This window comes from Microbacterium sp. WCS2018Hpa-9, assembly GCF_031843745.1.
In the GTDB taxonomy this organism is placed as follows: Bacteria; Actinomycetota; Actinomycetes; order Actinomycetales; family Microbacteriaceae; genus Microbacterium.
In genome coordinates this window covers 139,585-152,112 of record NZ_JAVTIY010000005.1, presented here as the reverse complement: position 1 = coordinate 152,112, position 12,528 = coordinate 139,585, and the positions used below count along the sequence as shown (strand labels likewise).

The 12,528-nt window shown below is 67.0% G+C and carries 12 protein-coding genes; 2 read left to right on the top strand and 10 right to left on the bottom strand.

What is annotated here, in order from left to right; all coding sequences use genetic code 11:
- Nucleotides 1–55: 55 nt before the first annotated feature.
- The 4 genes from RQG82_RS11930 to tdh form a co-directional block, all read right to left on the bottom strand.
- Nucleotides 56–274, bottom strand: a complete 219-nt coding sequence (locus tag RQG82_RS11930; RefSeq protein ID WP_311259292.1) for a hypothetical protein — start codon at nt 272–274, stop codon at nt 56–58.
- Nucleotides 271–894: a helix-turn-helix domain-containing protein gene (locus RQG82_RS11925; RefSeq protein ID WP_311259291.1), complete on the bottom strand. Its 624-nt coding sequence runs from the start codon at nt 892–894 to the stop codon at nt 271–273. The genes RQG82_RS11930 and RQG82_RS11925 overlap by 4 nt, the downstream gene beginning before the upstream one ends.
- A gap of 75 nt (nt 895–969) precedes the next feature.
- The gene (locus tag RQG82_RS11920) at nt 970–2,148 is read right to left on the bottom strand and encodes a glycine C-acetyltransferase (RefSeq protein ID WP_311259290.1); all 1,179 of its coding nucleotides are present in this window, start codon (nt 2,146–2,148) and stop codon (nt 970–972) included.
- Nucleotides 2,148–3,191, bottom strand: a complete 1,044-nt coding sequence (gene tdh / locus RQG82_RS11915) for an L-threonine 3-dehydrogenase (RefSeq protein ID WP_311259289.1) — start codon at nt 3,189–3,191, stop codon at nt 2,148–2,150. The genes RQG82_RS11920 and tdh overlap by 1 nt, the downstream gene beginning before the upstream one ends.
- Nucleotides 3,192–3,272: 81 nt before the next feature.
- Between tdh and RQG82_RS11910 the strand changes: the two genes are divergently transcribed.
- Together RQG82_RS11910 and RQG82_RS11905 are read left to right on the top strand one after the other, a co-directional pair.
- Nucleotides 3,273–4,181 carry a LysR family transcriptional regulator gene (locus RQG82_RS11910; RefSeq protein ID WP_311259288.1) on the top strand — a complete coding sequence of 303 codons (909 nt, stop codon included), beginning with the start codon at nt 3,273–3,275 and terminating at the stop codon, nt 4,179–4,181.
- Nucleotides 4,178–6,229: a M3 family metallopeptidase gene (locus tag RQG82_RS11905; RefSeq protein WP_311259287.1), complete on the top strand. Its 2,052-nt coding sequence runs from the start codon at nt 4,178–4,180 to the stop codon at nt 6,227–6,229. The genes RQG82_RS11910 and RQG82_RS11905 overlap by 4 nt, the downstream gene beginning before the upstream one ends.
- Before the next feature lie 25 nt (nt 6,230–6,254).
- Here the strand turns inward: RQG82_RS11905 and RQG82_RS11900 are convergent, their stop codons facing one another.
- From RQG82_RS11900 to RQG82_RS11875, 6 genes are all read right to left on the bottom strand, one after another.
- Nucleotides 6,255–6,791: an NUDIX hydrolase gene (locus RQG82_RS11900; RefSeq protein ID WP_311259286.1), complete on the bottom strand. Its 537-nt coding sequence runs from the start codon at nt 6,789–6,791 to the stop codon at nt 6,255–6,257.
- Complete coding sequence (gene clpX / locus RQG82_RS11895; RefSeq protein WP_311259285.1) at nt 6,788–8,056, bottom strand: ATP-dependent Clp protease ATP-binding subunit ClpX; 1,269 nt, start codon at nt 8,054–8,056, stop codon at nt 6,788–6,790. The genes RQG82_RS11900 and clpX overlap by 4 nt, the downstream gene beginning before the upstream one ends.
- Before the next feature lie 168 nt (nt 8,057–8,224).
- The gene (locus RQG82_RS11890; RefSeq protein ID WP_311259284.1) at nt 8,225–9,076 is read right to left on the bottom strand and encodes an aldehyde dehydrogenase family protein; all 852 of its coding nucleotides are present in this window, start codon (nt 9,074–9,076) and stop codon (nt 8,225–8,227) included.
- Nucleotides 9,073–10,515 (bottom strand): aldehyde dehydrogenase family protein, encoded by a 1,443-nt coding sequence (locus RQG82_RS11885; protein WP_311259283.1) that lies wholly within the window; start codon nt 10,513–10,515, stop codon nt 9,073–9,075. Before RQG82_RS11885 ends, RQG82_RS11890 begins: the two co-directional genes overlap by 4 nt.
- Before the next feature lie 11 nt (nt 10,516–10,526).
- Nucleotides 10,527–11,528 (bottom strand): deoxyribose-phosphate aldolase, encoded by a 1,002-nt coding sequence (gene deoC, locus RQG82_RS11880; RefSeq protein ID WP_311259282.1) that lies wholly within the window; start codon nt 11,526–11,528, stop codon nt 10,527–10,529.
- Complete coding sequence (locus RQG82_RS11875) at nt 11,525–12,460, bottom strand: sugar-binding transcriptional regulator (protein WP_140037391.1); 936 nt, start codon at nt 12,458–12,460, stop codon at nt 11,525–11,527. The genes deoC and RQG82_RS11875 overlap by 4 nt, the downstream gene beginning before the upstream one ends.
- Between the last annotated feature and the right edge of the window lie 68 nt (nt 12,461–12,528).

Genomic DNA, 12,528 nt, shown 5'->3' with positions numbered 1-12,528 from the left:
CGACGAAGCCCCCTGTCCGCATCTGCGGCAGGGGGCTTCGGTGCACCCGAGACGGTCAGCGCCGCGAGATCCCCATCTGCGCGAGCATGTGGTCGGCCGCGTGCGGATCCTGCGGCCCGGCCTGCTGCTGACGCAGGAGCTCCAGCATGAGCGTCCGCTTCTCCGCACGCTGTTCGATGCGATGCTCGACGAAGGCCGTGAGGTGTCCGGCGAGACCGAGCAGCTTTCGCTCAGCACGCGTCGGGGCGACGAGGTGGATGGTCGCGCTGGTCATGATTCCTCCGTGTTCACGTCAGCGGCATCGGAGAGCACCGGCCCCGACGCTGCGAGGTCGAAGAGCTCCGTGCGCATCGACACGCGACGCACGTCCGGCCCGGTCTGGCCGCGATAGCGCTCGACCGCTCCGTCGATCAGGGCCATGAGCTCGTCTTTGAGGTCCTCCATCTGCGCGGGGGTCATCTCGAGAAGCGTCGTGGCGATCAGGCCGGCGTCCTTCCATCCCTCGGGCACTTCCGTGTCCGGACGGTTCACGTAGGCCATCAGGGTCTCGTGACGCAGGCGGAAGAACTCGGACGAGACGATCTGAGCGGCGGCGCGGTTGGCTGGCGACATGCTCTGGCTCGGACCGGGGATGTCGATGCGCCCCTGTGGCAGCTCCCACCACCGCTCTCGAGCCGTGCCGCGCCCCTCGACCTCGTGGATCAGATCATGCGCGGAGAGCGTGCGCAAGTGGTAGCTGGTCGACCCCGAGGTCTCCCCCAGCATCGAGGCGAGCGAGCTCGCCGTCTGCGGCCCGTGCGCGCTGAGCAGATCGAAGATCCTCACACGCAACGGGTGAGCGAGGGCTTTCAGCGCCCCCGAGTCGAGCCGCCGCAACTGCTGTTCTTCTTCCATACCTGCGAAGATACTCTTGCAAAGGATTCTTTGCAAGCAAACATTTGCAAAGGATCCTCTGCGTGCAGTGAGAGGTCAGCTCACGGCAGCCCGCGACGTGACGAACGCCGCCACGCACCGCTCGATCTGCTCAGGCATGTGCGCGGCCGAGAGCTGCACTCGAATGCGCGCGAGCCCTCGGGGGACGACGGGAAAGCTGAACGCCGTCACGAAGATCCCCTGCGCCTGCATCTCGGTCGCGATGCGCGCCGTGAGACCGGCATCGCCGAACATGACCGGGACGATCGGATGCTCCCCCGGCAGCAGGTCGAAACCCTCCTCCGTCATGCGCCTGCGGAACAGAGCCGCGTTGTCCCGCAGGCGCGCACGAAGGTCGGCCGACCCCTCGACGAGGTCGAGCGCGGTGAGAGTGCCGGCCACGATGGCGGGGGCGAGCGTGTTCGAGAACAGGTACGGGCGCGAACGCTGGCGCAGCAGCGCGACGATGTCGGCGTGCGACGCGACATACCCGCCGGATGCTCCTCCGAGCGCCTTGCCGAACGTCCCGGTGTAGATGTCCACACGGGCGCCGACTCCGCAGAGTTCCGGAGTGCCTCGTCCGTTCTCACCGATGAAGCCGACCGCGTGAGAATCATCCACGAAGACCAGGGCGTCGTAGCGTTCCGCGAGATCGCAGATCTCAGCGAGGGGCGCGATGTAGCCGTCCATCGAGAAGACACCGTCGGTGACGATCACCCGGAAGCGCGCATCGGATGCCGCCTGCAGCTGGGCCTCGAGATCCGCCATGTCCCGGTTGCGGTAGCGGAGCCGACGAGCCTTCGAGAGTCGGATCCCGTCGATGATCGACGCGTGGTTGAGCTCGTCCGAGATGATCGCGTCCTCAGCGCTGAAGAGCGTCTCGAAGACTCCCCCGTTAGCGTCGAAGCACGACGAATACAGGATCGAGTCTTCGGTACCGAGGAACCCGGCGAGTCGTCGCTCCAACTCCAGGTGCTGCTCCTGCGTGCCGCAGATGAAGCGGACGCTGGCGAGCCCGTAGCCCCACTCCTGCAACGCCGCGGTCGCAGCATTCAGGATCCGCGGGTCATCGGCGAGACCGAGGTAGTTGTTCGCGCAGAAGTTGAGCACCTCCGCACCGTCGGCGGTGATCTCGGCGCTCTGCGGTCCGCGGATGCCGCGCTCGTGCTTCGTGAGCCCCGCCGCCTCGATCCCGGCGAGCTCGTCAGCCACATGCTTCTGGAATGTCCCGTACATCACAGCTCCGTCCAATCGAGGATGATCTTTCCCGTGCCGGCGGACTCGGCCGCGGCAAAGCCCTGTTCCCAATCCCTGGCGGGGATCACATCCGCGATCACCCGTCCGATAGAGTCGCGCAGAGTCGCGCTCGTCTGCAGCATCGCACCCATCGCGTTCCACGTCTCGAACATCTCGCGTCCGTAGATGCCCTTGATGGTGAGCATGTGCGTGACGAGCTTGCCCCAATCGATCTCGAATCCGGTGCTGGGCAGCCCGAGCATCGCTATCCGGCCGCCGTGGTTCATGTTGTCGATCATCGCCGGGAGGGCAGACGCCGCTCCGCTCATCTCGAAGCCGATGTCGAATCCCTCGCGCAGACCGAGTGCCTGCTGGGCATCACGGATCTCGCGGACGGAGACGTCGACGACCTCGTCGGCGCCCATGAGACGTGCCATCTCGAGGCGAGGCGCGCTCACATCCGTCGCCGCGATGAAGCGGGCCCCGGCGTGCCGAGCGACGGCGATCGCCATGAGACCGATCGGGCCGCACCCTGTGACGAGCACGTCCTCGCCGACGAGCGGGAACGTGAGCGCCGTGTGCACGGCGTTGCCGAGAGGATCGAAGATCGCGCCGAGCTCCGGCGCGACGTCGGCGTGATGCACCCAGACGTTCACGGCGGGCAGGGCGAGGAACTCGGCGAAGGCGCCGTCGCGCTGCAGCCCGAGGCCGACCGTGCGGATGCACATCTGGCGGCGTCCTGCCCGACAGTTGCGGCACGTGCCGCACACGATGTGCCCCTCGCCTGACACCCGATCACCGACAGCGATGTCGTGGACGAGCGGCCCGACCTCGACGACCTCCCCGTAGAACTCGTGGCCGGGGATGAGCGGGGCATCGATGGCGGACGCAGCCCAGTCGTCCCAGCGACGAATGTGCAGATCGGTGCCGCAGATCCCCGTGCGCAGCACGCGGATCACGACTTCGTCGGCCGCCGCGGTGGGGTCCGGACGATCCACGAGCTCGAGCCCGGCTGCGCGTTCGGCTTTGAACAGTGCCTTCATGTGTCGATCACATCGCACTCGACCATGTAGAACAATTGCCGAGTTCTGCATGGACTGTGTAGCGAACACTAATCTGAGGGGATGGAACTCCATCAGCTGCAGATTCTGAGAGAGCTCGGCGCGCTGGGAAGCGTCACGGCCGTCGCCGAGACGCTCAACGTCACTCCGTCGGCGGTATCACAGCATCTCGCAGCCCTGCAGCGGAGCTTCCGCACGCCGCTCACCCGCAAGGACGGTCGTCGCCTCACCCTGACCGCAGCCGGGCAGGCGCTCGCAACAGCAGGCGCCGAGGCGATCGACGCGATGGCAGCAGCGCGCAGCGCGCTGGACGACTTCGAGAACGACAGCGCCGGCGTGGTCACGATCAGCGGATTCCACAGCGTCGGGCAGGCGCTCTTCGGGTCGCTGATCCGTGAACTCGACGGTTTTCCCGCTCCACCGACCGTGCAGCTCACCGACGAGGATGTGGCTCAGAGCGAGTTCCCCGCGCTCACCGCCCGGTACGACCTCGTACTCGCGCACCGCATGGAGCATTCACCGCCCTGGCCGACGGATGGGGTGCGCAGCCTGGCGCTCGTGCGGGAACCACTCGACGTCGCCGTCGCGTCCTCCCACACTCTCGCCTCACGCGCGCAGGTGACATCCTTCGATGTCATCGACAGCCCCTGGGTCACGAGTCGCATCGGATACTCGCCCGACGACGTGCTGCGGGCGGTCTCGGCCGTGGCCGGACGTCCCGTCGAGATCCGCCACCGGATCAACGACTACGGCGCGGTCGCCGCAGTCGTAGCGGCGGGCGGGGTCTTGGGCATGCTGCCGCGGTACACGTCCCGCACGGTCGACGACCGTGACATCGTCCGGCTTCCGCTGCGGGGAGTCAGCACTCACCGGATGATCGATGTCCTCGCCAGACCCGAGAACCTGAGGCGGCAGTCCGTGCGCCTCGTCGTCGAGGCCCTGCAGCGGGTGATGGCTAGGCTCAGAGGATGACCGACGCCTCGAACCCTCTGCTTCAGCCGTCTGCGCTCCCCTACGGGCTCCCCGACTTCGCGGCGATCACGCCCGAGCACTATCTGCCCGCGTTCCAGGCCGCGTTCGACGAGCACCTTCATGAGATCTCGCGGATCACGATGGTGCGCTCCATGCCCACCTTCGAGAACACGATCGAGGCGCTGGAGCGCTCCGGAGAGCTGCTCGACCGCGTCGCGCACACTTTCTACACCGTCACATCGGCCGATGCGACACCCGAGATCCAGAAGATCGACGAGCAGCTCGCTCCGCTCATGGCGGCGCATCAGGATGCCATCACTCTCGACGGAGCACTGTACTGGCGCGTGCAGCAGGTGTACGCGCGCCTCGACGATCTCGAACTCGACGACGAGCAGCGGTACCTCGTCGAGCGACACCATCGCGAGATGACGCACGCGGGCGCCGCCCTGGACGACGACGCGAAGAGCCGACTCACCATGCTGAACCAGCAGCTGTCGACGCTGAGCAACACCTTCGAGCGCAACCTGCTCAACGACACGAACGATCTCGCGGTGGTGTTCGACTCCCCCGACGAACTCGAGGGCCTCAGCAGCGGCGAGCTCTCCGCCGCAGCTCGTGCGGCGGCCGATCGAGGCCTCGACGGGCGATTCGTCATCTCGCTTCCGCTGTTCACCGGGCATCCGCATCTCGCTCAGCTCCGCGACCGGGAGTCGCGCCGCCGCATCATGGCGGCCTCACGGTCGCGGGCGTCCCGCCCCAACACGAACGACAACCGGCCGGTGCTCGCAGAGATCGTGCGTCTGCGCGCCGAGCGCGCAGAACTGCTGGGCTACGCCTCGCATGCCGCCTATGTCACCGCAGATGAGACGGCCGGCACCCCTGCCGCCGTGGAGCGGATGCTGCGCGAGCTCGCCGCCCCGTCTGCGCGCAACGCCCGCGCAGAGCGCGAGACCCTGCAGGCGATCGTCGACGAGACCGAGGCCGCACCCTTCACGGTCGAGGCGCACGACTGGGCGTTCTACACCGAGAAGGTGCGCACCGCCCGCTACGCGATCGACACGAGCGCCCTGCGCCCGTGGTTCGAGGCCGAACGGGTGCTGCAGGACGGCGTGTTCTTCGCTGCCACACAGCTCTACGGCGTGACCTTCACAGAGCGGCGCGACCTGCAGGCCTACCACGCGGGTGCGCGTGTGTTCGAGGTGAGCGATGCCGACGGCAGCGCGGTCGGCCTGTATGTGCTCGACCTCTACACGCGCGACTCGAAGCGCGGCGGCGCGTGGATGAACCCCATCGTCAGCCAGTCCCACCTGCGCGGGACTCTGCCCGTCGTGGTCAACAACCTCAATGTGCCGCTTCCCGGCGATGGCGAGCCGACCCTGCTCACGCTCGACGAGGTCACGACGCTGTTCCACGAGTTCGGGCACGCCCTGCACGGCCTCTTCGCCGTGGTGACGTATCCGCACTTCGCCGGCACCAACGTCTTCCGCGACTTCGTGGAGTTCCCGAGCCAGGTGAACGAGATGTGGATCCTCTGGCCCGAGGTGCTCGACAACTACGCCCGTCACCACGAGACGGGTGAGCCGCTCGATCCGGCGATCGTCGAACGGCTGCGCGCGACGGAGACGTTCGATCAGGGCCACGCGACGAGCGAGTATCTCGCCGCGGCGTGGCTCGATCAGGCATGGCACCGCATCGACACGAAGACCTCCGTCGACGACGTGGCCGAGTTCGAGGCGGCCGCCCTCGCCGACATCGGACTCGACGATCCGGTCGTTCCGACCCGCTACTCGTCGACCTATTTCGCGCACGTCTTCTCGGGCGGATACAGCGCCGGCTACTACTCCTACATCTGGAGCGAGGTGCTCGACGCCGACACCGTCGACTGGTTCCGCGAAAACGGCGGGCTCACGCGCGAGAACGGCGACCGGTTCCGCTCACGTCTCCTCGGCGTCGGCGGGTCGAAGGACCCGCTCGACGCCTACCGCGACTTCCGCGGCCGGGATGCGGAGATCGCACCGCTCTTGAAGCGCCGAGGCCTCGAGGCGTGATCGCCCCGCGCGCCGTCGCCTGACGTCAGCGGTCGAGACGCTCCATCGCCTTGTACCAGGTGAGCTGGTGGTAGCTCTGCGCGAGTTGCTCGCCGAGGCCGTCGAGAGACACTCTGTGCACTGCGATCGCCTCGCTGTCGTCGAGCGACTGCTCGGCGACGCGCACGCAGCCTCTGGCGAGGAAGTGATGCACCCGATTGGTGTGGTTTCCGAAGTTCGCCCAGGTGGCTCCGAGATCGAGCATCTCCTCGGCCTCGTACCCGGTCTCCTCGCGCAGCTCTCTGACCGCCGCTGCTTGCGGCGATTCACCAGCCTCCACGCCTCCACCGATCGTACCGATGGCGACGGTCCCCGCGCCGTGACGATACTCTTCGACGACTATCGCGTTGTGATCGCCGTCGAGGGCGAGGACGGAGATCCAATCTCCGTACTCGAGCACGTAGTAGGGCGCGATCCGGTGATCGCTCGCATCACGGCAGTCGTCCGCGCGCACGCGGATCCAGCGATCAGAGACGACGGTCTCGCTGCCGACCACCCGCCAGGGCGACGGAGCGGGACTCACGCGCTCTTGCGCTTGCGCTCCATCACGATCGTCGGCGGAGCGCCCTCGTCGACGGCCGCCTGAGTGACGATGACCTTCGCGACGTCGTCTGCCGAGGGGATCTCGAACATGATCGGACCGAGCACGTCTTCGAGGATCGCGCGCAGTCCGCGAGCGCCGGTCTTGCGATCGACGGCGAGGTCGGCGATCGAGCGCAGCGCCTCTGCTTCGAACTCGAGCTGAACGCCGTCGAGCTCGAACATGCGTTGGTACTGCTTGACGAGCGCGTTGCGCGGCCCCGTGAGGATGTCGATGAGCGCGCTCTGGTCGAGCGGCGAGACCGAGGTGACGACAGGAAGACGGCCGATGAACTCGGGGATCAGGCCGAACTTGTGCAGGTCTTCCGGAAGCACCTCGCTGAAGAGGTCGAGATCCTTGCCCTTGTCGTGCAGTGGGGCGCCGAAGCCGATGCCGTGCTTGCCGACGCGTGCCGACACGATGTCCTCGAGGCCGGCGAACGCACCGGCGACGATGAACAGCACGTTCGACGTATCGATCTGCAGGAACTCCTGGTGGGGGTGCTTGCGCCCGCCCTGAGGAGGAACCGACGCGACGGTGCCCTCGATGATCTTCAGGAGGGCCTGCTGCACGCCCTCACCCGAGACGTCACGCGTGATCGACGGGTTCTCGGCCTTGCGGGCGATCTTGTCGACCTCGTCGATGTAGATGATGCCCTGCTCTGCACGCTTGACGTCGTAGTCGGCGGCCTGGATGAGCTTGAGCAGGATGTTCTCGACGTCTTCGCCGACATACCCGGCTTCGGTGAGCGCTGTGGCGTCTGCGACGGCGAAGGGCACGTTCAGTCGCTTCGCGAGCGTCTGCGCCAGGTAGGTCTTGCCGCAACCCGTCGGGCCGATGAGCAGGATGTTGCTCTTCGCGATCTCGACGCTCTCGGCCTTCTGCTCGGCTGTCTGCAGGGTGCCGTGCGCGCGGATGCGCTTGTAGTGGTTGTACACAGCGACGGAGAGAGCCTTCTTCGCAGGCTCCTGCCCGACGACGTACTCCTCGAGGAACGAGAAGATCTCACGAGGCTTGGGCAGTTCGAAGTCCGCCGTGCCGTCAGCGGAGGACTCCGCCATCCGCTCCTCGATGATCTCGTTGCACAGCTCGACGCACTCGTCGCAGATGTACACACCGGGTCCTGCGATGAGCTGCTGCACCTGCTTCTGGCTCTTTCCGCAGAATGAGCACTTGAACAGGTCAGCGCTTTCGCCGATACGGGCCATGCGCGTCCTCCTAGGGGGATCCTGAGATCGTCTACTGAGCCTAACCTCTGCATCCGACACCGGGACGCATTGGCGCGGGGTCTCCCATCACGAGTCCGCATCGCCCTGCATGCATCGAGGCCCGCCGCCTGCTCTCGCAGATGACGGGCCTCGTACTGCTGACTCGCGTCAGACCATGCTCTTGGTGTGCCAGACCGTCTTGATCTCGGTGAAGGCTCCGATGCGCTCGGGCGATGCGGTGACCGCGCCGGGTGCCAGCACTCGCTTGAGCGTCTCGGCTGCGGCGATCTGCATGTCGATCCACTCGAGGTCGCCGGCGCCTGCCAGGTCGAGCGCGTTGACATCCTGATGCGAGGCGAGCCACGGCGCCATCTCGGCCGGAGACCCGGTGAGCACGTTGACGACTCCTCCGGGCACGTCGCTTGTGGCGAGCACCTCGGCGAGGCTGATGGCGGACAGCGGGAACCGCTCGCTCGCGATCACGACCACCGTGTTGCCTGCCACCAGTGCGGGGGCGACCACCGATACGAGGCCGAGAAGGGCGGAGTCCTGAGGTGCGACGATCGCGACCACGCCGGTCGGCTCCGGCACCGAGATGTTGAAGTACGGCCCTGACACGGGGTTGGCGTTGCCCGCGACCTGCGAGTACTTGTCGCACCAGCCGGCGTACCAGACCCAGAGATCGATGGCCTCATCGACCTGCGCGGCGGCAGCGGATGACGAGACACCCTCCTGCGCTGCGATCTCGTCGATGAACTGCGCACGGCGCCCTTCGAGCACCTCGGCGACCCGGTAGAGCACCTGACCGCGGTTGTACGCGGTCGCACCCGACCAGCCCTTCACTGCCGCACGCGCTGCGACGACGGCGTCCCGTGCATCCTTGCGAGATCCCTGTGCCGCGTTCGCGAGGAACGCGCCCTTGGCCGAGAGCACCTCATAGGTGCGCCCCGACTCGCTGCGAGGGAACGCCCCGCCGATGGCGAGCTTGTAGGTCTTCGGAACGGTCAGACGCTTGCTCATGCTGCGGCTCCCTTCAGGTACGCGGTGAGCCCCTGGCGTCCGCCTTCGCGGCCGTATCCGGACTCCTTGTATCCGCCGAACGGGCTCGACGGGTCGAATCGGTTGAAGGTGTTCGCCCAGATGACGCCCGCCCGAAGGCGGTCAGCCACGGCGAGGATGCGCGATCCCTTGTCCGACCAGATACCTGCGGACAGACCGTACGGGGTGTTGTTCGCCTTCGCGATCGCCTCGGCCGGAGTGCGGAACGTGAGCACGGAGAGCACCGGACCGAACACCTCGTCACGGGCGATCCGGTGCGACGCCTCGACGCCGGTGAAGATCGTCGGAGCGAACCAGAAGCCCTTGTCGGGGATCGCGCAGTCCGCGGTCCAGCGCTCTGCGCCCTCGGCCTCGCCGATGTCGCTGAGCTCGCGGATGCGGGCGAGCTGGGCCGCCGAGTTGATCGCACCGATGTCGGTGTTCTTGTCGAGCGGATCGCCGAGGCGCAGCGTCGACAGACGGTTCTTCAGGCGGTCGATGACCTCGTCGTGGATCGACTCCTGCACGAGCAGGCGACTTCCGGCGCAGCAGACATGGCCCTGATTGAAGAAGATGCCGTTGACGATGCCCTCGATGGCCTGATCGATCGGCGCGTCGTCGAACACGATGTTCGCCGCCTTGCCGCCCAGCTCGAGCGTGACCTTCTTGTCGGTTCCTGCGACGGCCCGAGCGATGTCGCGTCCGACACCGGTCGAACCGGTGAACGCGACCTTGTCGACGTCGGGGTGGCGCACGAGAGCCGCACCGGTGGCACCGGCACCCGTCACGATGTTGACGACGCCGGCGGGGAGGTCGGCCTGCTGCAGGATCTCGGCGAAGATCAGCGCCGTCAGCGGCGTGGTCTCCGCGGGCTTCAGCACGACGGTGTTCCCTGCGGCGAGAGCCGGTGCGAGCTTCCACGCGAGCATCAGCAGCGGGAAGTTCCACGGGATGATCTGTCCGGCGACGCCGAGGGCGCGCGGGTTCGCGCCGAGTCCGGCGTAGTCGAGCTTGTCGGCCCACCCTGCGTAGTAGAAGAACCAGGATGCGACCAGAGGAACGTCGACATCACGACTCTCCTTGATCGGCTTGCCGTTGTCGAGGCTCTCGGCGACGGCGAGCTCGCGAGCGCGCTCCTGCACGAGACGGGCGATGCGGAACAGGTACTTGCCCCGATCGCGACCGCTCATCTTCGACCAGGTCTTCTCGTAGGCACGACGCGCGGCAGCGACCGCACGGTCGACGTCGTGGTCGTTCGCCGAGGCGATCTCGGCGATGTGGCTCTCGTCGGCCGGCGAGATCGTCGCGAAGCTCGAGCCAGAGCCGTCGACGAACTCTCCGTCGATGAACAGGCCGTAGCTGTCCTTGAGGTTCAGGACCGCCTTCGACTCCGGGGCCGGAGCGTATTCCAGGAATGACATATGCGGGGCTCCTAGTCGATCGTGACGTAGTCGGGGCCGGAGTAGTGGCCGGTGGTGAGCTTCTGACGCTGCAGAAGCACGTCGTTCAACAGGCTCGAGGCACCGAAGCGGAAGAGGTGCGGCTGAAGCCACTCCTCCCCCACGGTCTCGGCGACCGTGACGAGATACTTCACCGCGTCCTTGGATGCGCGGATGCCGCCGGCGGGCTTCACGCCGACGCGCTCGCCCGTTCCGCGATGCCAGTCGCGCACCGTCTCGAGCATGAGCAGAGTGGTCGGAAGCGTCGCCGCCGGCTGCACCTTGCCCGTGGACGTCTTGATGAAGTCGCCGCCGGCGAGGATGCCGAGCCACGAGGCGCGCTTGATGTTGTCGTACGTGTTGAGCTCGCCGGTCTCGAGGATCACCTTGAGCGAGGCTGACGAGCCGTCGGCGCGACGGCAGGCTTCCTTGACCTGGGCGATCTGGTCGTAGACGAGCCCGTATCGACCCGAGAGGAATGCTCCTCTGTCGATCACCATGTCGATCTCGTCGGCGCCTGCCGCGACTGCTTCCGCCGTGTCGGCGAGCTTGATCGCCAGCGACGACCGACCACTCGGGAAAGCCGTGGCGACGGCCGCGACCGAGATCAGGCCGTCATCGGGGTCACCGTGCAGCGCGCCCAGCGCCTCGACCGCGTCCCCCACCATGTCGCCGTACACGCACACGGCGGCGACCTTCGGGGTCGACGGATCGGCGGCATCCGGGTTCTTGGCCTTCGCGACCAGTGACCGCACCTTGCCCGGGGTGTCCGACCCCTCGAGCGTGGTCAGGTCGATCAGCTTGATGATCGTGTCGAGTGCCCAGGCCTTCGACGTCGTCTTGATCGACCGCGTGCCGAGGCCGGCAGCTCGCTGCTCGAGGCCGACGGCGTCGACGCCCGGGAGTCCGTGCAGGAAACGGCGGAGCGTGGCGTCATCCGGCTCACCGCCGAGAACGTCCACCGCCGTCCTGCGGCTGAGTTCTTGGGTCGTCATCGTTCCTCCAACAATGCTCGTGCTGTGGTCTCATCTGTCACCAGAACGCTGCACAGTCCGCTGGTGACGACTGTGCGCGCGATGTCATGTTTGGCGTCACCGGCGGTGACGAAGATCGAGCGCTTCGCCGCACGCAGGCGTCCGAGGTCGACTCCGACCGTCCGGGCGTCGAGCTGCGGGTCGACGATGTTCCCGTCGGCGTCGATGTAACGGCCGAGCACATCGCCCACGGCACCTCGACGCGCGAGCTCCTCGACATCGGATGCCGACAGGTAGCCGTTCTCGACGTGCGCGGAAGTCGCATCGCATGGGCCCGCGGTGAACAGGAACGCCTGCGCTTCGGCCGCTTCGACGAGAACGGCCGCGACGGTGCGGTCGGCTTCGATCGCCTGTTTGGTCTCGACGCGTTCGAGGATCGCCGGGCTCGGCAGGAGGGAGACGTGTCCGGATGCCCGCTGGGCGATGGTGACGGCGAGGCCAGCCGCCCCGCCGGAACGACGGTTGAGGCTCACTCCCCCGTTGAGCTGCACGACCGTGACTCCGGTCGCCCAGCCGTCCGGCAGCGATTCGGCCACGGCACGCAGCGTGCGCCCCCAGCTGACGCCGAGGGTGCGCGGCACGGGCCGCATCGCGGTGAGATAGTCGGCGGCGGCCTGAGCGACGCGCTCGAGCGTTCCATCATCGCCGTCCGGAGAGGGAACGACCACCGCGGCCGTGAGCCCGTGACGTTCGACGAGCTGGCGCTCGAGTCCGAGCCGACGCGCACGCGGGTGCACGATCTCGATCCGGACGATCCCGCGCTCGCGGGCCTGTGTGAGAAGCCGGCCCACCTTCCAGCGGGAGAGTTTGAGGAGGGCGCCGATCTCGTCCTGCGTCTTGTCCTCGTCGTAGTACAGCTCGGCGACGCGGACCATGATCAGTTCTTCTTCCATGGCATCCTCCTTCCTGCTGTCAGTTTACGTCGGCATCCCCGTTCGCGCATCAATCTGCTCATATGAGC

Excerpts from the sequence above, each read along its gene's own strand:
- tdh (WP_311259289.1), bottom strand. The coding sequence starts at position 3,191 with ATGAAGGCACTGTTCAAAGCCGAACGCGCAGCCGGGCTCGAGCTCGTG.
- RQG82_RS11875 (WP_140037391.1), bottom strand. The coding sequence starts at position 12,460 with ATGGAAGAAGAACTGATCATGGTCCGCGTCGCCGAGCTGTACTACGAC.
- RQG82_RS11910 (WP_311259288.1), top strand. The coding sequence starts at position 3,273 with ATGGAACTCCATCAGCTGCAGATTCTGAGAGAGCTCGGCGCGCTGGGA.
- RQG82_RS11930 (WP_311259292.1), bottom strand. The coding sequence starts at position 274 with ATGACCAGCGCGACCATCCACCTCGTCGCCCCGACGCGTGCTGAGCGA.
- RQG82_RS11885 (WP_311259283.1), bottom strand. The coding sequence starts at position 10,515 with ATGTCATTCCTGGAATACGCTCCGGCCCCGGAGTCGAAGGCGGTCCTG.
- deoC (WP_311259282.1), bottom strand. The coding sequence starts at position 11,528 with ATGACGACCCAAGAACTCAGCCGCAGGACGGCGGTGGACGTTCTCGGC.
- RQG82_RS11905 (WP_311259287.1), top strand. The coding sequence starts at position 4,178 with ATGACCGACGCCTCGAACCCTCTGCTTCAGCCGTCTGCGCTCCCCTAC.
- RQG82_RS11925 (WP_311259291.1), bottom strand. The coding sequence starts at position 894 with ATGGAAGAAGAACAGCAGTTGCGGCGGCTCGACTCGGGGGCGCTGAAA.
- clpX (WP_311259285.1), bottom strand. The coding sequence starts at position 8,056 with ATGGCCCGTATCGGCGAAAGCGCTGACCTGTTCAAGTGCTCATTCTGC.
- RQG82_RS11920 (WP_311259290.1), bottom strand. The coding sequence starts at position 2,148 with ATGTACGGGACATTCCAGAAGCATGTGGCTGACGAGCTCGCCGGGATC.
- RQG82_RS11890 (WP_311259284.1), bottom strand. The coding sequence starts at position 9,076 with ATGAGCAAGCGTCTGACCGTTCCGAAGACCTACAAGCTCGCCATCGGC.